This window comes from Bradyrhizobium sp. WSM1743 (genome assembly GCF_000473065.1).
In the GTDB taxonomy this organism is placed as follows: Bacteria; Pseudomonadota; Alphaproteobacteria; order Rhizobiales; family Xanthobacteraceae; genus Bradyrhizobium.
Genome location: NZ_AXAZ01000015.1, coordinates 117,371 through 140,622 on the forward strand (window position 1 = coordinate 117,371; position 23,252 = coordinate 140,622).

The window sequence follows — 23,252 nt, forward strand, 5'->3', positions numbered from 1 at the left end:
TCGGGACCGGGCGAACAGCCTGCCCGGGGGTGTTTCCGCATCATCCGAGATACGGGCAGCGCCGGTGATTGTTACGGCGGGGCGGACACGAGGCCGTGAAGACCGCTGGCGCAGGCAGCGCGACTTGGAGCCGACTTGGCGGGATGCGGAACTCCGCGCTAGATGAACCGGCGCAATCGACGATCGACCATACGAAATGGTGGCTGGAGCTGACCTGACAACATGCTGCGCGTCGTTTCCCTGACCCTCGCCGCTCTGGCCGCCTTCATCTCGAGTGCCGCGGCCGATCCCCAAACCGGCAACGATCTCGCCCTTTGCCGCGACCGCCAGGCGGAGATGCAGGCTCGCGCCGCCGCCTGCGACAATCTGCTGAACGCCGACCGTCTCACCGGCAAGGACAAGGCGATCGCGCTGTCCGTGCGTGGCAATATCCTGCTCAACAAGCGCGACCATGTCCATGCGATCGAGACGCTGTCCATGGCCATCGGCCTCGATCCCGACAACGTCATTGCGCTCAACCTGCGCGGCCTCGCCTATGAGCGCAGCGGGCAGGACGACCTCGCGATGGCCGACTACAACCTCGCGCTCCAGAAGCGTCCGGCCTTTGGGGTTCCCTACAACAACCGCGGCGTCATCTACGCACGCCGCGGCGCGCTGCAGAGCGCGATCGAAGATTTCAGCCTGTCGATCAAGTACACGCCGAAATTCCTGCTCGCCTGGACCAATCGCGCCCGCGCGCGAACGCTGATGAAGGATTTCGACGGCGCGATCGCGGATTTCGCCGAGGCCGAGAAGATCGATCCGGCCGCGCCGCAGATCGCCGGCAACCGTTGCGTCACTTACGGCATGATGGGCAAGTTCGACCGCGCCCTGGCCGACTGCAACGGCCTGATCGAGAAGCAGCCCAAGAACCTGTTCGTGATCAACAACCGCGCTGACGTCAACATGATGAAGGGCGACCTGGAGGCCGCGCTGAACGATTACAACACGGCCATCCAGATCAACCCGAACAATGTCCGCGCCCATTCCGGCCGCGGCCAGATCTACGAGCGCAGGAAAGATCTCGCGCAGGCCCGCGCCGATTATCGCGCCGCGGCCTATTCGCTGACGAGGTTCGACGAGACCGAGGTTGCGCGCGCCCGCGCCATCGCGCAGGAGCGGCTCGCCGCCCTGACGCCGCAGGCGCCGGGGGCCGCGCCCACCGGTCGTCGCGTCGCGCTGGTGATCGGCAACGGCGCCTACAAGAACGCCCAGGCGTTGCCCAATCCGCCCCGCGATTCGAAGCTGATCGCGGGTGTGCTGCGCGACCTCGGCTTCCAGACCGTGATGGATACGAGGGACCTCACCCGCGACAAGTTCTTCCAGACGCTGAAGGCGTTCGCCGAGGAGGCGGAAAAGGCCGATTGGGCCGTGGTCTATTATGCCGGCCACGGTTTCGAGATCGGCGGGGTGAACTATCTCGTCCCGATCGACGCAAAGCTCACCGCCGACAAGGACGCCGAGACCGAGGCCGTCGCGCTGGAGCAGGTGATCGCTGCCGTCGGCGCCGCGCGAAAGCTGCGTCTCGTGGTCCTCGATGCCTGCCGCGACAATCCGTTCGCGCCGACCATGCAGCGCACGCTGGCGCTGAAGCTGGTCGACAAGGGCTTTTCCAACATCGAGCCCGGCGCCGGCTTCATGGTGGTCTACGCCGCCAAGCATGGCGAGACCGCGATGGACGGCGACGGCAGCGCCAACAGCCCGTTCGCCACCGCGCTCGCCCCGCGAGATCAAGCAGCCGCGCGTCGAGATCAGGAAATTGTTCGACATCATCCGCGACGACGTCTGGGCCGCGACGAAGCACGCGCAGCAGCCGTTCACCTACGGCTCCCCGCCGGGCCGGGAAGATTTTTACTTCGTTGCGGGGAGGTGACGAATTGAGTTGCGAAGCAACTCAATTTTCCGGGGCGATGCGAGGCATCGAACTATGGTGCGCAATTGCGCACCTGAGAATCTCGAAATTCCGGGTTCGGCTCTTCGAGCCGCCCCGGAATGACCGAGTAGACAGCATCACACCACAATGCTCAACCGTTTCGCCGCCCGCGTGATGCCCGTATACAGCCACCGCGCCCTGGACTCCTGAAACGCAAAGCTCTCGTCGAACAGCACGACGTCGTCCCATTGCGAGCCCTGCGACTTGTGCACGGTCAGCACGTAGCCGTAGTCGAACTCGTCGTAAGGCTTGCGCTGCTCCCAGGCGATCTGCTCGATGCCGCCCTCGAAGCAATCGGCGCGCACCGAGACTTTCGTCACCTTGTGGCCGAAATCCTCGTCCGGCGACAGCCGCATCGACAGGATGCGCGACTTCGAGCGCGAGGTGTTGCGCGACTTGACGCGCCACAGGCCGCCGTTGAACAGGCCCTTCTTGCGGTTGTTGCGCAGGCACACCAGCTTGTCGCCGGCGACCGGAAAGGTGTCCTCGATGTTCTGGCGCTGGCGCACCCGCATGTTGTAGGCGCGGCGGGTGTTGTTGCGGCCGACCAGAATCTGGTCGGCGCCCATGACGCGATCGGGATCGAGCTCCTTGCGCGAGACCACCTCGCTCTCGCCGTAACGGCCGATATCGAGCTCGCGGCCCTCGCGGACGTCCATCGACATCCGCACGATCGGATCGTCCTGGGCCTGGCGGTGCACCTCGGTCAGCATCGCGTCGGGCTCCGAGTTGGTGAAGAAGCCGCCGCCCTGGATCGGCGGCAGCTGCGCGGGGTCCCCGAGCACCAAGAGGGGACAGTCGAACGACATCAGGTCGCGCCCAAGCTCCGCGTCGACCATCGAGCATTCGTCGATCACGATCAGCTTCGCCTTCGAGGCCGGCGCATCGTCCCACAATTCGAAGCTCGGCTGCTCCTCGCCGGATTCACGCGCACGGTAGATCAGCGAATGAATCGTGGAGGCGCCGTCGCAGCCCTTGTTGCGCATGACCAGGGCTGCCTTGCCGGTGAAGGCGGCGAACTTCACCTCGCCATCGACGCCATCGGCGATGTGCCGCGCCAGCGTGGTCTTGCCGGTGCCGGCGAAGCCGAACAGGCGGAAGATCGGCGGCGTGCCGCCCCGGCCCGGCTTAGCTTTGAGCCAGTCGCCAACGGCCTTCAGAGCGGCATCCTGATGCGGGGTGAATGTGGGCATGGCTTTCCAGGAAAACGGGGCGCCGCACTTGAATGAGTCGCCACTCGCAAACTAACCCTTCGTTCGCTGCAATCAAGTCATTCTCCCGCACGGTGGAATTGCTGCTCCGTAGACAGCGCAGCCTCACGCACTAAGATGAGCCCAACAAGAACAATGCGGGAGGGCGACGCCATGAAGTTCGGCATCTTCTACGAGCTGCAACTGCCACGGCCCTGGGTGGCCGGCGACGAGCTCGCCCTCTACCAGAACGCGCTCTCGCAGATGGAGCTCGCCGACAAGCTCGGCTACGACCATGCCTGGGTGGTCGAGCATCACTTCCTCGAAGAATATTCCCACTCGCCTTCGCCGGAATCCTTCCTCGCCGCGGCCAGCCAGCGCACCAGGAAGATCAGGCTCGGCCACGGCATTCTCCAGCTCACCACCAATCACCCGGCACGCGTCGCCGAGCGTGTCGCGGTGCTCGACCTGCTCAGCAACGGCCGCTGTGAATTCGGCATGGGCGAGAGCGCGTCCATCACCGAGCTCGAGCCGTTCGGCCGCGACATGGAGACCAAGAAGGAGGTGTTCGAGGAGGCGGTTGCCGCGATCTTCCCGATGTTCAAGGACGCCGGCAGCGAGCATCACGGCAGGTATTTCGACATCCCCTTGCGCAACGTCGTGCCCAAGCCGGTGCAGAAGCCACACCCGCCGCTGTGGATGGCTTGCTCGCAGCTGCCGACCATCGAGCGCGCCGGCCGCCACGGTTTTGGCGCGCTCGGCTTCCAGTTCGTCAGCGCCGATGCTGCGCATGCCTGGGTGCACGCCTATTACAACGCCATGACCAAGCGCCTGCACAAGCTCGCCGACTACGAGATCAACCCGAACATGGCGCTGGTGTCGTTCTTCATGTGCGCCAAGACCGACGAGGAGGCGCGTGCGCGGGCCGACGGCGCCACCTTCTTCCAGTTCGCGCTGCGCTTCTACGGCGCCTCGCAGAACCGCCAGCGGCCCACGCCCTACACCGTCAACATGTGGGACGAATACAACAAGTGGAAGCGCGACAATCCGCAAGCCCAGGAGGCGGCGCTGCGCGGCGGCCTGATCGGCTCGCCCGAGACGATCCGAAAGAAGCTGAAGCGCTTCCAGTCTTCGCATATCGACCAGGTCATCCTGCTCAACCAGGCCGGCAAGAACAGCCACGAGCACATCTGCGAATCGCTCGAGCTGTTCGGCCGCGAAGTGATGCCCGAGTTCCAGAACGATCCGGCGCAGGCGGTCTGGAAGCAAGGGGTGATGAGCGGCGAGATCAAGCTGGAAGAGATCGACACCGAGGCCTTCACGGATCGCTACGGCAAGCTCGCGATCAACGTCGCCCCGATGAAGGCGGCGGGATAGACGCGCGCACCTAGTCCCAATATGGAATCGCCGGGCGGGCGATCATCAGCCAGAAGATCATCAGCACGGCTGCGAACGCTGGAAACCCAAACGCGAACCACCATCGGAAGAGAAGGTAATACCGGGCAGGCAGCTTGGTGTTGCTCGCAACCGCTGCGACGGCGAGATCGCGCATCTGCATCTGCATCCACACCACCGGAAGCCAGAAGGCGCCGGTCACTACATAGAGTGCGATGGACGCCGCAATCCAGCCGTCGCGAAGGGAATACCCGCCCAACCACGCGAGCCATGTGCCGGTGATCGGCTGCAGGATCACGGCACTCGCCGTGAACAGGAAATCGGCCAGCACCACCGTCTGCGCGACTCCCGCAATCTCGCGCGGGTCGCCGCGCAGATGCGCCACCAGCATGAAGAAAGCGATGCCGGCGCCGGTGCCGAGCAGGACTGCGGCGCCGATGATGTGCGCCATCTTCACGAGGAAGTAGAGCATCAGCGATCCTCCCGGATCGCCATGGCAACGAGATTGAGCATGATCACCGGCCAGATCTTCAGCATCGGTCCCAGCGGATCGGCCCACAGCCGCGGTACCAGCACCGTGCCGATCACGGCGTAGGTGAGCGAGATGATCAATGCTGCCCACAGCCCGTAACGGCTCAGAGGCCGCCAGAGAATGGCAAGGCCAATGACGATGTCTGCGAGCGCGCCGGCGGTAACGGTGAGCGCTGCGACGTTCTCTTGCAGCCCGCCTTCCCGTAGCAACGACATGCCAATGTTCCAGCCCGCGCCCAGCGAGATGATGCCTGTGGCGATCCAGAACATGCCGAAGACGCCGAAGATCAGCGGCTTGAGTGCATACAGCCGTGCAAACCAGCGTTCCTGCACCGAGGCGGGCTCACGTGCGAGCGCGACCTCGAGATGGCGCGGCCTCATGCCGGTCACTCGACGCCAGGGCTCAGGGTCGCCGGTCGCGCCGCGCCGCATCTCGGCCTGTGCCGTCGAGTTGACGGGCGTTCTCCAGCCCAGCATCTGCGCAACGTCGCCCACGCGATAAGCGGCTGAAGCCACCCAGGACGGCAGGTGCAAGCGGTAAGCAGGCCTCCAGCGTAGCCAGGACCGAAACAGCGCGACCGCGTCGCTGAAACCAATCCGCTCTGGACCGGCCAGATCAAGCGCGACGCGGCAGGGAGCGCCCGGTCGCAGGAAGAACACCACCGTCTCAACGACGTCGTCGAGATGCACGGGTTGAATAGCTGCCGTGTGTGGCATGACGGGTAGGATCGGAAGTGACGCCAATCCTCGCAACAGCGCGCTGCCACCATAGGCGGGCCGGCCCACCACGACGGAAGGCCGCAGCACGACCCAGTCGAGGTCCCGCGCCATCAAGACAGCTTCGCCGTCCCGCTTGCTGCGCGAAAAATCGGTGCGGGCATCGCGATCGCTGCCGATTGCCGAGAACAGGATGACACGGCGGACGCCCATGCTTTCACAGGCCGCATAAAGCGCCGCGCTGCCGGCGACATGAACGCCTTGCATGTCCTGTCCCTGCAGCGCACCCGCCGCATTGATGACGGCATCGGCGCCTGCAAGAACGCTCTTCCATTTCGAAGCGTCGGTGGTGCGCGCAACATCGAGGGCGACGTGGACGTGGTGCCTGTCGGGTGACGTCACCGGATGACGGGAGACCAATACGCATTCATGCCCTTCGGCGGACAGCCTGGCATGGATTGCCGATCCAATAAGCCCCGTACCCCCAACGAGAACGATGCGCATTGATTGCTTCTTCGATCTGTCGGCCAGGATAATGCAAGCCGCTGATCAACTCCGAAGATCTGGAGAATAAAGCGGGTGTGATGCGATCGTTCCTCGCGGTGGAACTGGAGGTTCGCAAAGGGGCCGCCAAGTCATGTTGCTGACGCAATCTCTGTCTTAGTCGGTGACAACTTAAAACACTACGTGGGAATCACCCCGGTTCGCACGACGGTTCCATAGCCAAGGGGTTGGCTCGAATCCGCAAAACATCGGCGCAAGGTTCATGAATGCTTTCGCGTTCGCTTGCGCTGTTTGCGGTGCCGGGAACCGGACGACGAAAAAATCACAGGAGTTATGATGCTGTTCCGCTCGAGCGCCGCACTTTGCGGCGCCCTGGTCGCGCTTGCTATGTCTGTTACCGTTGCTCGAACTGAAACGCGTGGGGTTCACTCAAACACCGTCGATGCCGCCTCCGGGGATGCGGTCGTCGGCGCTGCATCCATGTACAATCCATTCAAGCCCGGCAAGGAGGAGGGCGGTCCGCGCACAGCCTCCGGCGAGCGTTATGATCCCGCTGCCTGGACGGCTGCCATCAAGACGAGTCTGCGAAGGAAATTTGGTGGCGTCCAATTTGGCGCGAGGCCGAAATATGCTCTCGTCGAGGCCGCAGGCAAGAAGGTCATCGTCAAGATCAATGACGTCGGACCACTCAGGCCCGGCCGCATCATCGACTTCAACGAGCGCACGATGCGCCATTTCGATCCGAGCCTGGAGCGCGGAGTCATCAAGGACGTGAGAGTGAGCCCCCTTTCAGGGGACGATTGGACGCTGGGGCCGGTGGGCTAAACGTCACGCGCGGTTGAAAGGCAGCTGCGTTGGCCACTTCCGTTTGACGGCCCATGGCCGACCTGCCGGTGCGTTCAGCCGAGGACCGTTCGCGGCCCCAAAGCGGACGCTGGATATCCTTGCATTCCGCCGGAAGTGACTGCGGCTATGCCCGCCGGCTGAGGCCTCTCTGTCTTCCGCGGAAATCACCTTGTTGCTATCCTCCCGCAAAACAAAATCTTGCGGAGGAAACGATGCGGTCTCAGACAGTGCCCGCGAATCCGGGAGCTGCCGATGTCACGTCTGCGGTGCTCGCCATCGGCCGCTCTGATTTCCCGGATGTGCTGATCGACACGCTGCGTCGGCAAGCGGAGGTCGGCCATTGCATGGTGTTCGCGCTGAGCCGGGCTGGTGCCGCGCGCTGCCTGCTCGATGCCGGCAACATCCCGATCGGCGGCGATCTCGGCGAAGCCTATGCCGGACACTTCCACGAATCTGATCCCAACCGCGACGCGATGTTCGAAGGCGAGGGCGGCGCGCCGATCATGCTGCCTCAGTTCGCGCCGCGCATGTACGGCGCGCGTTACCGAAAAATCTTCTTCCAGGATTCCGGCATCGTCGACAAATGCGCGACCGCGATCTGGACCGGCGACACCTGTTTCTACGTCAACTTCTATCGCATCGCCGCGCAGGGCCGCTTCAGCGAGGGGCAGCGGGAACGGCTGAAGTCGATCGCGCCGGTCGTCAGCGCGAGCGTGGCGTGCCATTTCCGGCAAGCCGCAACCCCTGAGAAGACGCTGGCCGCGTTGTTCGCAACGTGCGCGCCGCTCGCCGCGCTGACCCCGCGCGAGCAGGAGGTCTGCCGCCGCATCCTGCTCGGCTTCAGCTCCGAGGCGATCTCGCAAGGACTCGGCATCAGCCTGCACTCGACCCTGACCTACCGCAAGCGCGCCTATGAGCGGCTTGGCATCTCCTCGCAGAGCGAATTGTTTGCGATCGTGCTGAGATTGCTTACGGGGCCTCATGGCCTGGCTTCATAATCATGCAATCGCCTCTGTTGTCCGCGACAGCAGGTCTTCCGCCAGCCGTGACCCGGCCTCCCGTGCATCCTGGCGAGCCGCATGGTCAATATCGGGGCCAAAGAGGGTCTTCTGAATGATTAGACTGCGGACATCTTCGATACCGATGAAGCGCAACCACGCTTCTAGATAGGGTTTTTGAAAGTCGAAGCGCTGCGCCGGAGTGATGGATTGCGCCGCATAGTCGAGACCTCGCGCATGGACGACCACCGCGATCTTATCCCGGAGCAGTCCTCCGAACCCGTGTTCAGGATCGAATGAGAAAAGGATGTCCTTCTGCGACACCAGGTCGATGAAGTGCTTGAGCTTGTAGGGAATGCTGAAATTCCAGAGGGGCGTCGACAGCAGGAGAATATCCGCCCAGTGCAGTTGTTGCGCCAATTCTTGCAATGTGGCCCATGCCTGCTGTTGCGAAGGGGTAAGCGGCGTGCCGCTGAGCCCCGCATATTTGGCCAACATCGCGTCCTCACCGAATTCGGGGAGGTCGACATCCCATAGGTCGAGCGTTGAAATCTCCAAGTCGGGTCGCCGAGCACGATAGCTTTGAACAAAGGCCTCGGCGACCTCACGCGAGGCGGAACGCGCTTTGCGGGGCGAGGAAACGATATGCAGTAGCTTGGTCATGGATCGTCCTTGCTCATTGTGACGGACCGCATTGCCTCATATTTTAATCCGATATAGAAATTGAAATTATCGACGGCATTCATCATGGATCACAATATATGTTGGAATTGGTCCTGCTCAGGACGTTCGTCGCGGTGTTCGACGAAGGCGGCTTCAGTCGGGCAGCAGCGCGACTGAACCTTACGCAGTCGGCCGTCAGTGGGCACCTGCGCCGTCTTGAGGAGAAGGTCGGAAAGCCGTTACTCAACAGGACGACGCGCTCGCTGGAGATGACACTCGATGGCGAGCGCTTGCTCGCCTATGCCCGGGCGATGCTCGCCCTTAACCGGGATGCTTTGGCCGATCTGGCGCAGTCACCCTTTCACGGCAGGGTTCGCGTCGGCCTCTCGGAAGACTTCGCACAGGTCCCCATCCTTCGCGCCTTGCAGGCATTCGGCGCTGATCGCCCTGGATTGCAGGTCGAGGTGCAAGTCGGGATTCCGGGTGCGCTCCTCTCGAAGATGAACGAGGGCAAAATCGAACTGGTGCTGGGATCACAGTGTGAGGGTGAGGAGATGGGGCGCCTCCTGTGGCGCGAGCCTCTTGTCTGGGCATGGGCGGATCACACCGTGGATCTTCCGGACCCGCTGCCGTTGGCCGTGTTACCGGAGCCTTGCCCCTACAGGGAAGTTGCTCTTGAACGGCTTGCCAAGGCCGGGATCAGCCAGCGCACGGTGATGATCTGCGCCAGCAACGCCAGCCTGAGGGCGGCCGCCATCTCAGGCTTTGCTGTAGCGCCGATGATCGCCAGTCAACTGAGAAACGGCCTGGTCAGGGTACCCAAAAGCTACGGTCTGCCAGAGTTACCAGAAGCGGAGTTCAGGCTATTTGCCGCATCGAACGGCGATACCTCCGTCCTCGAAGAACTGGCGGAGGCCATCATGAACGCCGTTCCTCGAAGGCACGCTGGCGAGGAGTGATCCTGAACTCGCACCTCCACTGCCGCTGGTGACCGAAGCCGCCGCTGATGAAAGAGCGGAGCGTGTCCGCTCCGCCGGGCGACTCAGATCTCGACTCGCTCCGCGATGAGAAGCGCGTTCTCCACGTCGCTACCTCAATATCAACCGGTTCTCCAAGTTTGTATCCCGCCGAGCAAGAGTTCGGCGTTAACCATCGCTGACAGTTCAAGTCTGAGCGGCAACGCTTCGAAGTTTCTTAAATTTTGCTGGGTACCTCTTCAGGGCACAGTGACCTGGGGACAGATATGGCTAAGCGGGCCAAACGTGGAAAGGCAGAGACGCTCGCACTGCCGATGGCCGCGAGAGTTGCAATTGGCGCCGCGGCGGTCGCCGCATTGGGGTACGGTTTGCTGTCTCGCCCGGCGAGCGTGCAATCGGCACGGAAACCGTCCGCACCCCAAGCCCAGGCATCGTCAACTCCGGTTTACGTGGCACCTCCGGTTCATGCATCCGCGCCGGCTCCGGCTCCGATTCCAGCCCCGGTGCCTCTGGTCGAACCGCCAAAAGCCGACGCTGACACTCCCGGAGCATTGGTTCGGCAGGTGGTTGACTACGCCAGCCGCCAGACGCCGGGCACCGTGATCATCGATACCAAGAACACGTTCCTCTATTTCGTTCTGAACGACACGCAAGCGATGCGCTACGGCATCGGTGTCGGCCGCGAAGGGTTTGCATGGTCCGGCGAGCAGACCGTGGCTCGCAAAGCAGAATGGCCGGATTGGCGCCCGCCTGCGGAGATGGTCTCGCGTCAGCCTTATCTGCCGCGTTTCATGGCAGGCGGTCCCGGCAACCCGCTCGGCGCCCGGGCGATGTATCTCGGCGAGACCGAATATAGAATTCACGGCACCAACAAGCCCGATACGATTGGCAAGCGGGTGTCATCCGGCTGTATCCGGCTGACCAATGAGGACGTCGTCGACCTCTATGAGCGGGTGAAAGTCGGAGCGAAGGTGATCGTGCTTCCGGCAAATGCGGCTCGCCGACCATTGCAGGGAGCGCCGGGCGACACCGCTTTCCGGTTGCCGGACCCGGCATCGCCGTCGAACCGGCCCCTGGCAGCCAACGCGCAGATGCCGTCATCTGGACCGAGGATTGCCGAGGTCCGGTAACTCAATCCGCTGCCCTCGGTCTGCGTCCGAATTCCGTCCGTCCCTATCGCTAGGGACAGACGGCGGCTGCGGAGTTCACTAGTCTGCCCTGAAGCACACGAGAATCCGGAGGAGGCCGCCTTGAGCGCCGCGCATCCACATCGACCCGGCCGCGTTCCGGGCCGCCCCCTATCCGACACTCGCGATGATGCGCAAGCAGGCGCCGATCGCTTTCGTGCCGCAGGCTAATTTACCGACCGATCTTCTTGATGCAAGTGGGTTCGCCTCTGGGGTGAGGTGTGCAATCCCAATCGGGTCCAAAGCCCGCACTGGCGTTCCGCTGTGGCAGGAAAGGGTAGTAAATCACAACCGCCGCAAAGATGGTGACAGCGACAATTGCTGACACCAGCATCCATACCATGCCCGCGCGATCCGGACTCCAGTGGAGTCGCCGGATGGATCGGTGCTTCCTTGGATTGGGGTGCTTCATCGTCGTGCCATCGATGTGCGATCCTCTCCATCACAGCACTCATCCGAAATGTTTCTGTAAGGTGCTGCTCCCGCAACTCGATCATCGATGCCCCGGAAGCTGCGCCTTCCCGGCACAATCGCCCTAACACGATCCATCCCGCGGGTATCAAGAAGACCGGCCACGCGTAGTACAGGACAACAGCCCAATCGGATGTTTGCATGCGATTTGCACCGAAGCTTTCGATTACATCGATTGCAACTTGAGCGATAATCGCTCAAATCGCACGTGAGGTGCGCGCTCACGATTAATCGATCGTTGCTGGGGCTATTGGCGGGGAACGTGCGGAATTGGCCCTTAATGAACGTTCGCTCTCGCGTTTGTCGATGTCCGCTGTTGAGGTGATAGGGACCTTGCTATCGCGTCCCCCGCGCTGACTTATGAACACACGCCCAAATGCCGCCTGTCCCCATCGCTAGGGACAGACGCCGGCGCCGGATTTCGCTAGTCTGCCCTGGAGGAAACGAGAACCCAGGGAAGCCGCCTTGAGCACCGCGCCGCGCATCGACATCGACCCCGCCGCATTCTGGGCCGACCCCTATCCGATGCTCGCGAAGATGCGCAAGGAGGCGCCGATCGCGTTCGTGCCGCAGCTCGGCTCGACGCTGCTGACGAGCCGCGACGACATCTCGATCTCCGAGAAGCAGATCGACGTGTTCTCCTCGCACCAGCCCGCCGGACTGATGAACCGGCTGATGGGGCACAACATGATGCGCAAGGACGGCGAGGCGCACCAGGTCGAGCGTCGCGCGATGTTTCCGACGGTGTCGCCGAAGACGGTGAAGGCGCACTGGACTGCGCTGTTCCAGGCCCATGCCGACCGCATCCTAGAGCGCATCGAGCCGGGGGGCATCGATTTCATGCGTGATTTCGCGCTGCCGTTCTCCGGCGAATGCCTGAAGTCGATTACCGGGCTCACCAATATCGGCTTTGAGGACATGGACGCGTGGTCGCAAGGCATGATCGAGGGCATCGCCAACTACGCCGGCGATCCTGCGGTCGAGGCGCGCTGCCACGCCGCCACATCGGGCATCGATGCCGCGATCGACGATATCATGCCGGTGATGCGCCAGCATCCCGACCAGAGCATCATCGGCGTGCTCCTCGCCTCCGGCATGCCGATGGAGAGCGTGCGCGCCAACGTCAAGCTCGCGATCTCGGGCGGCCAGAACGAGCCACGCAAGGCGATCGCCGGCACGATCTGGGCGCTGCTCACCCATCCCGACCAGCTCGATCTGGTCCTGCGCGGTGAAGTGTCCTGGCTGCAGGCCTTCGAGGAATATGCCCGCTGGATCTCGCCGATCGGCATGTCGCCGCGCCGCATCGCCAAGCCCTGGACCATTCGCGACGTGTCGTTCGAGCTCGACGAGCGCGTGTTCCTGATGTTCGGCTCCGCCAATCGCGACGAGAAGCACTTTGAGCGCGCCGACGAATTCGACGTGCGACGCGACACCTCCAAGAGCGTCGCCTTCGGCGCCGGTCCGCATTTCTGCGCCGGCGCCTGGGCTTCGCGCGCCATGATCGCCGACGTCGCGCTGCCGACCGTGTTTGCGCGTGCGGGGCGCATCGAGATCGCCGACGACGAGCCGGTGCGGATCGGCGGCTGGGCGTTTCGCGGGCTGCAGAACCTGCCGGTGCGATGGCTGCATTAGGCTGGCTGGGACCTTCATCCCGAACACCGCGATGATGCCATTCTGCTCCTGTTTTGCCCGACGAGTCAAACGGACTTCGGATAATGCGTAAGTCATTGTTTTCACACGCCCCGTCTACTGTGCATGGGGTTGTTTTGCGACTTTTCATGTTCCGGTCGTCTGGGCTCGGACGTAATCCGTGCCGATCTCACATTCGCGTGCGGAAAAATTCTGTCTGCATCGTCGCGACCGCTTGAAAGATTAATCATGCACTGCGCCACACGCGGAGTGCTCGCATCGCTATTTTCCCGCACGTCTCGACACCTCCGATAAGGCGCACCATCATTCTCGAACGCAGATGAATGACGGCCACGCGCGGCCGGGAGTGTGGAATGCAGCGTCGGGACTTTCTGAAACTGTCGATCGGAACAGCAGCCGCCGCTGCCTTCGCGTCACCCGCAATCGCGCAAGGCGCAGTGAAGGAAATTCGCATCGGCTACCAGAAGACCGGCGTGCTGGTCATCACGCGGCAGCAGGCCGCCCTGGAAAAACATTTCACGCCACAAGGCATCGAGGTGAAATGGATCGAGTTCTCCTCCGGCCCCCCGATGATGGAGGCGATGAACGTCGGCAGCGTCGATTTCGGCGCGGTCGGCGATTCCCCGCCGGTGTTCGCCCAGGCGGCCGGAGCGGCGATCGTCTATGCCGCCGGCCAGCCCATCACCAACGGCCAGGGCATCCTGGTGCCGAAGGATTCGCCGATCCGCGACATCGCCGGCCTGAAGGGCAAGCGCATCGGATTCACCAAGGGCTCCAGCGCCCACAACATCGTGGTGCAGACGCTGGAGAAGGCCGGCCTCATCTATGCCGACATCACGCCGGTCTATCTGACGCCGCCGGACGCCGGTCCCGCCTTTGCCAATGGCAGCATCGAGGCCTGGGCCATCTGGGATCCCTATTTCGCGATCGGCGAAACCAGGCAGAACGGCCGCATCCTGATCAATGCGCGTGAGGTCACCAAGACCAATTCCTTCTACATAGCCAATCGCGACTTCGCGAAAAACCATGGCGCCATCCTGCAGCAGATCGTCGAGGTCACCACCGCGGCCGGCAAATGGGCCGAACAGCACCGCGACGAAGTTGCCAGATCGCTCGCCGCGATCACCGGCGTCCCCCTGGACATCCAGACCGTCGCCGCCAATCGCGCGAACTTTGTGGTCGGTCCCGTCACCGACGATATCGTCGCGACCCAGCAGGGCGTCGCCGATCGCTTCTACAGGCTCGGCCTGATCCCGAAGCCGATCGTGATCCGCGACATCGTCTGGCGCAACCCGGCAGCCTGATCGTGCCGACCGATCTTCCCATCCAAAAAGGTTTGAACATGAAGCGTATCGTTCAACGCGTGATCGCAGCCATCGTCATGTCGATCGGCATCGTCGCGGCCGCCGTCGGCACGACCTACGGCTAGGGGCACATCCATGAGCCAAGCCAACGCCAACATCCTCTGGTTCCTGCCGACCCACGGCGACGGCCGCTATCTCGGCACCGGCATCGGCGGCCGCGAGGTCAATTTCAACTATCTGCGCCAGATCGCGCAAGCCGCCGATCAGCTCGGCTATTTCGGCGTGCTGCTGCCGACCGGGCGGTCCTGCGAGGATTCCTGGATCGTCGCCTCCTCGGTCGCGCCGTTCACAGAGCGGCTGCGCTATCTCGTCGCCGTCCGCCCCGGCCTGCAATCGCCGAGCGTTGCGGCGCGCATGACCGCGACGCTCGACCGCGTCACAGGCGGCCGGCTGCTCGTCAACGTCGTCACCGGCGGCGATCCCGTCGAGAACAAGGGCGACGGCATCTTCCTCGGCCATGACGAGCGCTACGAAGTCACCCGCGAGTTTCTGGGCGTCTATGGCGACCTGCTCGCCGGCAAGACGGTGAACGTCGAGGGCAAGCACATTCATGTCGAGGGCGGCAAGCTTCTGTTCCCTCCGGTGCAGTCGCCGCGCCCGCCGCTCTATTTCGGCGGCTCGTCCGATGCCGGCATCGACGTCGCCGTCGACACCGTCGACAAATATCTCACCTGGGGCGAGCCGCCGGCTTTGGTTGCCGAGAAGATCGCGAAGGTGAGGGAGGTCGCCGCCGCGCGAGGCCGAAAACTCTCCTTCGGCATCCGTCTCCACGTGATTGTCCGCGAGACCAATGAAGAGGCCTGGCGCGCCGCGAACGAATTGATCAAGCATGTGAGCGACGACACCATTGCGCTGGCGCAGAAGAACTTTGCCCGCATGGACTCCGTCGGCCAGCAGCGCATGGCGCAGCTGCATGGCGGCAAGCGCGACAAGCTCGAGATCGCCCCGAACCTGTGGGCCGGTGTCGGCCTGGTGCGTGGCGGCGCCGGCACGGCGCTGGTCGGCGACGCCCAAACGGTGGCGGCCCGCATCAAGGAGTACCAGGATCTCGGCATCGATACCTTCATCATGTCGGGCTACCCGCATCTGGAGGAAGCCTATCGCTTCGCCGAGCTGGTGTTCCCGCTGCTCGCGCTGGAGCAGCCAAGCAACGTGACCAGGCTACATTTCAACGGCGGTCCCTTCGGCGAAACGGTCGGCAGCGATTTCCGTCCGCAGCACCGGGTGTCGCGATCATGAGCCTCATCGACAGCATCTCGCTTCCGCGCAACATTCGCCTGCCGCGGGTCGACGGCCTGGTCCCATGGATCGTGCCGCTCGCCATCATCGCGATCTGGCAAATCGCCTGCGTCACCGGCTTCGTGCCGACGCGCGTGCTGCCGGCTCCGAGCGACGTCGCGCTGGCGGGCTGGAAGCTGCTGCTCTCCGGCGAGCTCGTCCGCAACATCTGGGTCTCGTTCTGGCGCGCCTCGATCGGCTTTTTGATCGGCGGCAGCATCGGCTTCGCCTTCGGCCTCGCCAACGGCCTGTCGCAGCTCTCCGCAAAGCTCACCGACACCACGCTGCAGATGGTGCGCAACGTCCCGCATCTGGCGCTGATCCCGCTGGTGATCTTGTGGTTCGGCATCGACGAGAGCGCAAAGCTGTTCCTGGTGGCGCTGGGCGTGTTCTTCCCGATCTATCTCAACACGCTGCACGGCATCCGCACCGTCGATCCGCAGCTGATCGAGATGGGCCGCATCTACGGCATGACCGACGGCGAACTGTTCCGTCGCGTCATCTTCCCGGGCGCGCTGCCCTCGATCTTCGTCGGCATCCGCTTCGCGCTCGGCATCATGTGGCTGACGCTGATCGTCGCCGAGACCATCGCGGCCTCTTCGGGCCTCGGCTACATGGCGATGCAGGCGCGCGAGTTCATGCTGATCGACGTCGTCGTGCTCTCGATCCTGATCTACGCCCTGCTCGGCAAGCTTGCCGACAGTGCTTCCCGCGTGCTGGAGCGTCTGACGCTCTCCTGGCACCCCGCCTTCCAGAAACGTTGATCAGAAATACTGGGAATCACACGCAGACAGCGCTTCGTACGTCCCTTCCCGAGACCGAGCTCGCCAGCCGCGCCAATTTCGCGCCACACGCACGCGTGGTGCGCGAGGAGCGGCCGGCACAGATCACGGGCCTGCCGCTCAGCATCCGGGGCTTGCGCAAATCCTTCGGCGACAACGAAGTGCTGCGCGGCATCGATTTGCATATCCCCGCCGGCCAGTTCGTCGCGATCGTCGGCAAGAGCGGCTGCGGCAAGAGCACGCTGCTGCGCCTGATCGCCGGGTTGGAGAAGATCGATGCCGGCAGCATCAGCTTCGGCCAGGACTTTCAGCCAAGAGACATCCAGCCCGAGGACATCCGCGTGATGTTCCAGGAGCCGCGGCTGCTGCCCTGGGCCCGCGTGCTCGCCAATGTCGAGGTCGGTCTCGGCCGCGACCGTGCATCGAAGTATGCACATGCCCGCGCCGAAAAGGCGCTGACCGAGGTCGGCCTCGCCGACAAGCGCGACCAGTGGCCGTCGGTGCTGTCGGGCGGCCAGAAGCAGCGCGTCGCGCTCGGCCGCGCGCTGGTCTCCCGCCCGCGCGTGCTCGCCTTCGACGAGCCGCTCGGCGCGCTGGACGCGCTGACCCGCATCTCGATGCAGCGCCTGCTGGAGCGGGTCTGGCGCGACCAAGGCTTTACCGCGATCCTGGTGACCCATGATGTCGCCGAGGCGGTTGCCCTGGCGGACCGGGTGCTGGTGATCGAGGAGGGCCGTATTGCCCATGACCTCGTGGTTAACGCCGGCAGGCCGCGCCAGCGCGGCTCGGCCGAGCTTGCCGGGCTCGAAGGCTCGATCCTGAGCCACCTGTTGTCGGCGGACGATCGTACCTAAATACAGGGAACCCCACTTTCGGGGAGCAACGCCATGAATGTAGTGCCCCGCGATCTCATGACCGAAATCCCTGTCTCGTCCGCCGATTTCCGCGGCGCCATGCGCCATCTCACCGGCGGCGTCAGCGTCATCACCGCCGGGCGGGGCAAGGACATCACCGGCATGACGGTGACCTCGGTCACCTCACTGTCGGTCGAGCCGCCGACGCTGCTGGTCAGCATCAATCGCGACGCCTCGTCCTTTCCGCTGATCCGCCGCCACGGCGCCTTTGGCGTGAACATCCTCAATGCCGATCAGCTCGACATCGCCGAGCGCTTTGCCGGCAAGGGCGGACTGAAGGGCGCCGACCGCTTCGCGGGCGCCAAATGGGTGACGGCGATCTCGGGTGTTCCGCTCCTGTTTGACGCGCTCTCGGCCTTCGATTGCGAGGTCGAGGAGATCGTCGAGCGGCATTCGCACGGCATCGTCATCGGCCGCGTCAGGGACGTCAGAAACTCGACGCGCAATGCGGCGCTTGCCTACTGGCACGGCCAGTACGTGGCAGTCGACCAGGACGAGGACGCCGCGAAGCTCGCCGATGTCAGCCTTCCCGCGCGCGGCCGGCGCGGCATTTGATCGCCGCGGGCTGTCGGCGCAGAGGCTGGCCTTTTCATCATCATCGCTCTAGAAGCGCCCAGAGCCTTCCGTATCGGGACGGCAATGGAGCGGATCGATGAAGCGCGTCGCGACCTGGGTCTTCTACGCCATCGGCGCGCTCGCGATCGCCTATCTTGCGCTGTACGCCTACGCGATGTTCTCGGGACAGCCGATCGTGCCGGGCGATCCCATCCACATCTTCCGCAAGCCCGACGCGCCGAGTTATTCGTGAGAGCTTGTGACGTCATTCCGGGGCGCGCGTAAGGGGGAACCCGGAATCTCGAGATTCCGGGTTCGATGCTTCGCATCGCCCCGGAATGACAGTCGATGTCAGCCCCGCAAAATCGCCAGCGCCAGCGCCTGTGCGCGCGGCACGATGCTGTCGATCTCCAGATATTCCTCCGGCGTGTGCGCGAGACCGCCGACCGGGCCGAGGCCGCAGATGGTCGGGGTGCCGACCGCGGCAGTGAAGCCGGAATCGGCGCAGCCGCCGGAGAACTCGCCCTGCAGCGTGGTGAGGCCGACCTGTCTTGCGGCTGCCTGATAATTTTCGAACAGCGCCTTCGACTCCGCGCTCTGCACCACCGGCACGAACTCGCCCTTGATGGTCAGCGTCGCGCTCGTGCCCGGCACGTACGAGGTCGCGACGATCTTTTCGATCGCGGCCATCACGGTCGCCCGATCTGCCGGATCGAGGTAGCGCAGGTCGATCTGGCCCTCGGCGTAAGGCGCCGTGGTGTTGACGGACTGTCCGCCCGAGACGAGGCCGACATTGAGCGTGATGCCCTTGTCCAGATTGGTCAGCGCGTGGATCTGCACGACCTTGTGCGCGAGCTCGCCGATGGCGCTGACACCGGCGGCGAAGTTCGCGCCGGAATGCGCGGCCTTGCCGGTGATGGTCATGTGCATGAAGATGCCGCCCTTGCGCCCGGTCACGACATTGCCTGTGGGACGGCCCGGCTCGGAATTGAACACCGCGCGCGCGGCGCGTCCCTCGCGTTCGATCACGGGCCGGGAGGAGGGCGAGCCGATCTCCTCGTCTGAGGTGATCAGCACCTTGATCGGATGCGGTGCGCCGCCGAATTTGTGGAAGGCTGTTGCGACGAACACGTTCATGACGAGACCGGACTTCATGTCGGCGACACCCGGTCCATAGGCGCGGCCGTCCCGGATTGTGAACGGACGCCGTCCGGCCTCGCCCTTGCCGAACACGGTGTCGCGATGCCCCATCAACAGCACCGGCTTCTCGTTGCTGCCGGGCTTTGCTACCTCGGCATGGATCGCGTCGCCGAAGGTGGCGTTGGCCTCACGCCGAAACGGAATGCCGTGCTCGGCAAAATGCCGCTCGAACCGCGCACCGACCGCATCGACGCCTTCCTTGTCGTAGGAGCCGGAATCGATGTTCACGACGTCGCGGAGCAGGTCGATCATCGCTTGCTTTTGCGACGCCAGCCAATCCGTGATTTGAGCTTCAGACATGTTTGCCCTCGTATGGTTCTCGTGCGGGTTATAGGGCCTCGTGCCGCTGCGACCTAGTCGAAGAACGCGGTGCGGCCATGTCCACCGATGTCGTCCCCGCGCCCCGTGCGCAATTGCGCACTAGGCGGGGACGACACCGAAGGTGTGGCGCCGGTGTTTGTCTCGCCGCGAAAACAAAATGCCCGGGACCAGCCCGGGCATCTGCATTCTCAAATCGCGCTGGCGCCGCCTCACGCCCCCATCATCGGCATCCGCGGATATTCGCCGGGCGTGCCCGCAGGCGGGATCGGGATGCCGCCGTCGGCATATTCGTTGAGCTTGTTGCGCAGCGTGCGGATCGAGATGCCGAGGATGTTGGCGGCATGGGTGCGGTTGCCGAGGCAGTGCTTCAGCGTCTCCAGGATCAGGTCGCGCTCGACATCGGCGACGGTGCGCCCCACCAGCGCGCGCGTCACCTGCTCGGCGGCCATGGTCGCATGCGCCACGGCCGGCGGCGTCTTGGCGAGGTCGAGACGATCGCCGTCGGGGGTGATGATCGCGTCCGGGCCGATCTCGTCGCCTTGCGCCATCAGCACGGCGCGGTGCATGGTGTTTTCGAGCTCGCGGACGTTGCCCTGCCAGCGGTTGGCGGAGAGCACGCGGCGGGCTTCCGCCGAAATCGGGCGCAGCGGCACGCCGTTGGCCTCGGCGTATTTCTTCACGAAATGCTGGGCGAGCTCGAGGATATCGGCGGGGCGCTCGCGCAGCGGCGGGATCTTCAAATTCACGACGTTGAGGCGGAACAGCAGGTCCTCGCGGAACGTGCCTTCGCGCACGGCCTCGGCCAGGTTGCGGTTCGAGGTCGCGATGATGCGGATGTCGACGGCGACAGGCTTGGTGCCGCCGACGCGGTCGATCACACGCTCCTGGATGGCGCGCAACAGTTTCGATTGCAGGCGGACGTCCATCTCCGAGATTTCGTCGAGCAGCAGCGTGCCGCCGGTTGCTTCCTCGAACTTGCCGATGCGGCGCGCGACCGCGCCGGTGAAGGCGCCCTTCTCATGGCCGAACAGCTCTGACTCCAGGAGATGCTCGGGGATCGCGGCGCAGTTGACCGAGATGAACGGACGCTTGGCGCGGGCCGAGCGGGTGTGGACGTAGCGGGCCAGCACTTCCTTGCCGGTGCCGGACTCGCCGGTGATCATCACCGAGGCGTCGGAGCCGGCGATCTGCTGGGCGAGCTTGATCACCCTGGCCATGGCGTCGTCGCGATAGACCAGCTCGCGGGAGTCGTTGGCCACGGCGGCCAGCACCGCGGCGATCAGCTCCGGATCCGGCGGCAGCGGGATGTATTCCTTGGCGCCGGCGTGAATCGCCGCAACCGCTGCGCGGGCGTCGTTGGTGATGCCGCAGGCGACGATCGGAGCGTGAATGTGCTCGGCTTCCAGCCGCAGCACGAGGTCGCGGATGTCGAGGGCGACGTCGACGAGCAAGAGGTCGGCGCCCTTGCCGCCACGCAGGACGCGCATCGCCTGCTCGTGATCTTCGGCGTGGGTCACGGTGGCGCCGTTCTCCATCGCGATCTTGGTGGCGGTGGTGAGCTGGCCCTTCAATGTGCCAACGATGAGAAGCCGCATGTCAGTCTCCTGTCCGTCTGCTCGCGCTGCCGCGCGTCATTCCCTTGTGTCTTGTACTAGCCGCGTTCGGCCTTGATGATTTCCGTCATGGTCACGCCGAGCTTGTCCTCGACCAGAACGACCTCGCCGCGGGCGACCAGCTTGTTGTTGACGTAGATGTCGATGGCCTCGCCGACGCGCCGGTCGAGCTCGAGCACGGTGCCGGGCCCGAGCTTGAGGAGCTCGCCGACGTCCATCTTGGAGCGGCCGAGCACGGCCGAGACCTGCACCGGCACGTCGAACACCGCCTCGAGGTCGGCGGCGGCGCGCGCCGCATATTCGTCCTCGTTGTAGCCGACATCCGCGGTCGGCGGCATCGGACCGTTGAGATCGGGTAGCGGGACCTGTCCGTCGGTGTCGCTCATGGTTTAGCTCCCCTTGCGGGACGCGATATAGCGTCCGACCATGTCATCGATCTTGGCCGCGATGGCGCCGCGCTCCAGCACGACGCCGCCATCGGCCCATTCGATCCGGCAGTCGCCGGTGGCAATTTCCGGCTCGGCCAGGATCACCAGCCGGCCCTCGAAGCCGCTCTGCTTGGCGAGCCGCTCGATTTTCTCGCGTGCGGCGTCGTAGAGCGCATCGTTGATGCGGACGACGAGATGCGGCGTCGCGACCAGATGCGAGAAGCAGTCCTTGACCAGCGCGATGACCTCGCCGAGCGGCTCGGCCGCGACGAGATCGGCGCACAGCTTGCGCGCCACCGCGACTGCGACCTCGACCGCCTCGGTCTCCATCTTGGTCTCGATGTTGCCGATGCCGGAAGCGACGCCCCGGATTGCAATGTTGATCTCTTCCATGGCGAGCGCGACGCGGCGGTCGCTCTCGGCCTTGGCCTCGCGCTGGCCGGCGGCAAAGCCGTCCTGATAGGCGCGCGCCTCGGCTTCCGCGACCTTCTGGGCGATCTCGGCTGCGGTCGCGGCCTTCTCGCGCGTCGTCCGCTCGGGCGCCGCGAAGTCGGTATCGAACAGGAATTTTGCCGGAGCGGCCATCAGTACACCAGCTCGTCGTCGGCGCGGTTCTTGGTCAGCATGATCTCGCCCTTGGCGGCGAGGTCCTTGGCGAGGTTGACCAGCAGCGCCTGGGCCTCGTCGACGTCGCGCAGGCGCACCGGGCCCATCGCCGCCATGTCGTCCTGGAGCATCTTGGCCGCGCGCGAGGACATGTTGCCGAAGAAGAAGTTGCGGACGTCCTCGTTGGCGCTCTTGAGCGCGACGCCGAGCTTGTCCTTGTCGACGTTGCGCATCAGGGTCTGGGCCGAGCCTGAATCCAGCTTCACGAGGTCGTCGAAGGTGAACATCAGCGCCTTGATGCGCTCGGCCGATTCGCGGTTGTCCTCTTCCAGCGAGGTGATGAAGCGGGTTTCGGTCTGGCGGTCGAAATTGTTGAAAATTTCCGCCATCACTTCGTGGGCGTCGCGGCGGCGGGTCTGCGACAGGTTGGACATGAATTCGGTGCGCAGCGTCTTCTCCACGCTCTCGATCACCTCCTTCTGCACCGCCTCCATCTTCAGCATGCGGTTGACGACATCGAGCGCGAGCTCCTCGGGCAGGATGCCGAGCACGCGGGCGGCGTGCTCCGACTTCAGCTTGGACAGCACCACCGCGATGGTCTGTGGGTATTCGTTCTTGAGGTAGTTGGCGAGCACCTCTTCCTGCACGTTGGAGAGCTTCTCCCACATGTTGCGCCCCGCGGGTCCGCGGATCTCGTCCATGATGCCGTTGACGCGCTCCGGCGGCAGGTATTGCTGCAGCAGGCGCTCGGTGGCGTCGAAATTGCCCATCAGCGCACCCGACGCCGACATGCGCGAGACGAATTCGAGCAGCATGTCCTCGACGGTGTCGACCTCGACGGTGCCGAGTGTCGACATCTCCAGCGAGAGCTGGCGCACCTCGTCGTCGTCGAGCAGCGACCAGATCTTGCCGCCATATTGCTCGCCGAGCGCCAGCATCAGGATCGCGGCGCGCTTCGGTCCGGCCAGCCCTTCGGTCTTGGCGCCGCCCGCGCGGTTACCGGCGCGCTGGCCGAGCGTGGAGATCACGCTGGTGATGTCGTTCGAGTTGGCGTTTTGCAAATTGGCGGCCATGTCAGATCACTTCTTGA

At 64.2% G+C, this 23,252-nt stretch carries 22 protein-coding genes and 1 pseudogene; 14 read left to right on the top strand and 9 right to left on the bottom strand.

The window, feature by feature from the left end; genetic code table 11:
• The first annotated feature begins 222 nt into the window (after positions 1-222).
• Positions 223-1,912 (top strand): annotated as a pseudogene (locus YU9_RS41365) (caspase family protein).
• A gap of 137 nt (positions 1,913-2,049) precedes the next feature.
• Here the strand turns inward: YU9_RS41365 and YU9_RS0112755 are convergent.
• Positions 2,050-3,165 carry an ATP-dependent RecD-like DNA helicase gene (locus tag YU9_RS0112755; RefSeq protein ID WP_027573190.1) on the bottom strand — a complete coding sequence of 372 codons (1,116 nt, stop codon included), beginning with the start codon at positions 3,163-3,165 and terminating at the stop codon, positions 2,050-2,052.
• Between the two features lie 171 nt (positions 3,166-3,336).
• Here YU9_RS0112755 and YU9_RS0112760 point away from each other — a divergent pair, with 171 nt between their 5' ends.
• Entirely contained in the window at positions 3,337-4,539 is a 1,203-nt protein-coding gene (locus YU9_RS0112760) for an LLM class flavin-dependent oxidoreductase (RefSeq protein ID WP_027573191.1), read from the top strand.
• A 10-nt stretch (positions 4,540-4,549) separates the two neighbouring features.
• On the opposite strand, the gene YU9_RS0112765 is transcribed toward YU9_RS0112760, so the two are convergent.
• The gene (locus YU9_RS0112765) at positions 4,550-5,029 is read right to left on the bottom strand and encodes a DUF2269 domain-containing protein (RefSeq protein WP_027573192.1); all 480 of its coding nucleotides are present in this window, start codon (positions 5,027-5,029) and stop codon (positions 4,550-4,552) included.
• Positions 5,029-6,309: an SDR family oxidoreductase gene (locus tag YU9_RS0112770; protein WP_027573193.1), complete on the bottom strand. Its 1,281-nt coding sequence runs from the start codon at positions 6,307-6,309 to the stop codon at positions 5,029-5,031. The genes YU9_RS0112765 and YU9_RS0112770 overlap by 1 nt, the downstream gene beginning before the upstream one ends.
• A 333-nt stretch (positions 6,310-6,642) precedes the next feature.
• Here YU9_RS0112770 and YU9_RS41370 point away from each other — a divergent pair, with 333 nt between their 5' ends.
• On the top strand, positions 6,643-7,134 hold the full coding sequence (locus tag YU9_RS41370; protein WP_027573194.1) for a septal ring lytic transglycosylase RlpA family protein: 492 nt from the start codon (positions 6,643-6,645) through the stop codon (positions 7,132-7,134).
• Positions 7,135-7,367: 233 nt separating this feature from the next.
• Positions 7,368-8,153, top strand: a complete 786-nt coding sequence (locus YU9_RS0112780) for a helix-turn-helix transcriptional regulator (protein WP_027573195.1) — start codon at positions 7,368-7,370, stop codon at positions 8,151-8,153.
• Here YU9_RS0112780 and YU9_RS0112785 read toward each other — a convergent pair whose 3' ends face one another.
• A complete protein-coding gene (locus YU9_RS0112785) occupies positions 8,154-8,816 on the bottom strand; it encodes an FMN-dependent NADH-azoreductase (protein WP_027573196.1) in 663 nt (220 codons plus the stop codon).
• Positions 8,817-8,914: 98 nt separating this feature from the next.
• Here YU9_RS0112785 and YU9_RS0112795 point away from each other — a divergent pair, with 98 nt between their 5' ends.
• The 10 genes from YU9_RS0112795 to YU9_RS48965 all read left to right on the top strand — a co-directional run bounded on the left by YU9_RS0112795 (position 8,915) and on the right by YU9_RS48965 (position 18,247).
• Positions 8,915-9,775 (top strand): LysR family transcriptional regulator, encoded by an 861-nt coding sequence (locus YU9_RS0112795; RefSeq protein ID WP_027573197.1) that lies wholly within the window; start codon positions 8,915-8,917, stop codon positions 9,773-9,775.
• A gap of 284 nt (positions 9,776-10,059) precedes the next feature.
• On the top strand, positions 10,060-10,923 hold the full coding sequence (locus YU9_RS0112800) for a L,D-transpeptidase (protein ID WP_036017254.1): 864 nt from the start codon (positions 10,060-10,062) through the stop codon (positions 10,921-10,923).
• Between the two features lie 993 nt (positions 10,924-11,916).
• The gene (locus tag YU9_RS0112805; RefSeq protein WP_027573199.1) at positions 11,917-13,083 is read left to right on the top strand and encodes a cytochrome P450; all 1,167 of its coding nucleotides are present in this window, start codon (positions 11,917-11,919) and stop codon (positions 13,081-13,083) included.
• A gap of 371 nt (positions 13,084-13,454) precedes the next feature.
• A complete protein-coding gene (locus YU9_RS0112810; protein ID WP_027573200.1) occupies positions 13,455-14,405 on the top strand; it encodes a sulfonate ABC transporter substrate-binding protein in 951 nt (316 codons plus the stop codon).
• A gap of 2 nt (positions 14,406-14,407) precedes the next feature.
• Positions 14,408-14,530, top strand: coding sequence for a hypothetical protein (locus tag YU9_RS50765; protein WP_256375884.1), 123 nt, complete (start codon positions 14,408-14,410; stop codon positions 14,528-14,530).
• Between the two features lie 10 nt (positions 14,531-14,540).
• Positions 14,541-15,704 carry an FMNH2-dependent alkanesulfonate monooxygenase gene (gene ssuD, locus YU9_RS0112820; RefSeq protein ID WP_027573201.1) on the top strand — a complete coding sequence of 388 codons (1,164 nt, stop codon included), beginning with the start codon at positions 14,541-14,543 and terminating at the stop codon, positions 15,702-15,704.
• Positions 15,701-16,507, top strand: a complete 807-nt coding sequence (gene ssuC / locus YU9_RS0112825; RefSeq protein ID WP_027573202.1) for an aliphatic sulfonate ABC transporter permease SsuC — start codon at positions 15,701-15,703, stop codon at positions 16,505-16,507. Before ssuD ends, ssuC begins: the two co-directional genes overlap by 4 nt.
• Positions 16,504-17,379 carry an ATP-binding cassette domain-containing protein gene (locus YU9_RS0112830; protein WP_245266366.1) on the top strand — a complete coding sequence of 292 codons (876 nt, stop codon included), beginning with the start codon at positions 16,504-16,506 and terminating at the stop codon, positions 17,377-17,379. Before ssuC ends, YU9_RS0112830 begins: the two co-directional genes overlap by 4 nt.
• A gap of 33 nt (positions 17,380-17,412) precedes the next feature.
• Entirely contained in the window at positions 17,413-17,994 is a 582-nt protein-coding gene (locus YU9_RS0112835; RefSeq protein WP_027573204.1) for a flavin reductase family protein, read from the top strand.
• A gap of 97 nt (positions 17,995-18,091) precedes the next feature.
• On the top strand, positions 18,092-18,247 hold the full coding sequence (locus tag YU9_RS48965) for a hypothetical protein (RefSeq protein ID WP_027573205.1): 156 nt from the start codon (positions 18,092-18,094) through the stop codon (positions 18,245-18,247).
• Positions 18,248-18,345: 98 nt separating this feature from the next.
• Here the strand turns inward: YU9_RS48965 and YU9_RS0112845 are convergent, their stop codons facing one another.
• The 5 genes from YU9_RS0112845 to fliG all read right to left on the bottom strand — a co-directional run bounded on the left by YU9_RS0112845 (position 18,346) and on the right by fliG (position 23,235).
• Complete coding sequence (locus tag YU9_RS0112845) at positions 18,346-19,494, bottom strand: M20 family metallopeptidase (RefSeq protein ID WP_027573206.1); 1,149 nt, start codon at positions 19,492-19,494, stop codon at positions 18,346-18,348.
• A gap of 230 nt (positions 19,495-19,724) precedes the next feature.
• A complete protein-coding gene (locus YU9_RS0112850; protein WP_027573207.1) occupies positions 19,725-21,110 on the bottom strand; it encodes a sigma-54-dependent Fis family transcriptional regulator in 1,386 nt (461 codons plus the stop codon).
• Positions 21,111-21,166: 56 nt separating this feature from the next.
• Entirely contained in the window at positions 21,167-21,514 is a 348-nt protein-coding gene (gene fliN, locus YU9_RS0112855; RefSeq protein WP_027573208.1) for a flagellar motor switch protein FliN, read from the bottom strand.
• Positions 21,515-21,517: 3 nt separating this feature from the next.
• Positions 21,518-22,141, bottom strand: coding sequence for a FliH/SctL family protein (locus YU9_RS0112860; RefSeq protein ID WP_027573209.1), 624 nt, complete (start codon positions 22,139-22,141; stop codon positions 21,518-21,520).
• Entirely contained in the window at positions 22,141-23,235 is a 1,095-nt protein-coding gene (fliG, locus tag YU9_RS0112865) for a flagellar motor switch protein FliG (RefSeq protein ID WP_027573210.1), read from the bottom strand. The genes YU9_RS0112860 and fliG overlap by 1 nt, the downstream gene beginning before the upstream one ends.
• Positions 23,236-23,252 lie beyond the last annotated feature (17 nt).

Bases quoted from the DNA above. Each gene is read 5' to 3' on its own strand.
- YU9_RS0112755 (WP_027573190.1), bottom strand. From the start codon at position 3,165: ATGCCCACATTCACCCCGCATCAGGATGCCGCTCTGAAGGCCGTTGGC.
- YU9_RS0112760 (WP_027573191.1), top strand. From the start codon at position 3,337: ATGAAGTTCGGCATCTTCTACGAGCTGCAACTGCCACGGCCCTGGGTG.
- YU9_RS0112765 (WP_027573192.1), bottom strand. From the start codon at position 5,029: ATGCTCTACTTCCTCGTGAAGATGGCGCACATCATCGGCGCCGCAGTC.
- YU9_RS0112770 (WP_027573193.1), bottom strand. From the start codon at position 6,309: ATGCGCATCGTTCTCGTTGGGGGTACGGGGCTTATTGGATCGGCAATC.
- YU9_RS41370 (WP_027573194.1), top strand. From the start codon at position 6,643: ATGATGCTGTTCCGCTCGAGCGCCGCACTTTGCGGCGCCCTGGTCGCG.
- YU9_RS0112780 (WP_027573195.1), top strand. From the start codon at position 7,368: ATGCGGTCTCAGACAGTGCCCGCGAATCCGGGAGCTGCCGATGTCACG.
- YU9_RS0112785 (WP_027573196.1), bottom strand. From the start codon at position 8,816: ATGACCAAGCTACTGCATATCGTTTCCTCGCCCCGCAAAGCGCGTTCC.
- YU9_RS0112795 (WP_027573197.1), top strand. From the start codon at position 8,915: ATGTTGGAATTGGTCCTGCTCAGGACGTTCGTCGCGGTGTTCGACGAA.
- YU9_RS0112800 (WP_036017254.1), top strand. From the start codon at position 10,060: ATGGCTAAGCGGGCCAAACGTGGAAAGGCAGAGACGCTCGCACTGCCG.
- YU9_RS0112810 (WP_027573200.1), top strand. From the start codon at position 13,455: ATGCAGCGTCGGGACTTTCTGAAACTGTCGATCGGAACAGCAGCCGCC.
- ssuD (WP_027573201.1), top strand. From the start codon at position 14,541: ATGAGCCAAGCCAACGCCAACATCCTCTGGTTCCTGCCGACCCACGGC.
- ssuC (WP_027573202.1), top strand. From the start codon at position 15,701: ATGAGCCTCATCGACAGCATCTCGCTTCCGCGCAACATTCGCCTGCCG.
- YU9_RS0112835 (WP_027573204.1), top strand. From the start codon at position 17,413: ATGAATGTAGTGCCCCGCGATCTCATGACCGAAATCCCTGTCTCGTCC.
- YU9_RS48965 (WP_027573205.1), top strand. From the start codon at position 18,092: ATGAAGCGCGTCGCGACCTGGGTCTTCTACGCCATCGGCGCGCTCGCG.
- YU9_RS0112845 (WP_027573206.1), bottom strand. From the start codon at position 19,494: ATGTCTGAAGCTCAAATCACGGATTGGCTGGCGTCGCAAAAGCAAGCG.
- YU9_RS0112850 (WP_027573207.1), bottom strand. From the start codon at position 21,110: ATGCGGCTTCTCATCGTTGGCACATTGAAGGGCCAGCTCACCACCGCC.
- fliN (WP_027573208.1), bottom strand. From the start codon at position 21,514: ATGAGCGACACCGACGGACAGGTCCCGCTACCCGATCTCAACGGTCCG.
- YU9_RS0112860 (WP_027573209.1), bottom strand. From the start codon at position 22,141: ATGGCCGCTCCGGCAAAATTCCTGTTCGATACCGACTTCGCGGCGCCC.
- fliG (WP_027573210.1), bottom strand. From the start codon at position 23,235: ATGGCCGCCAATTTGCAAAACGCCAACTCGAACGACATCACCAGCGTG.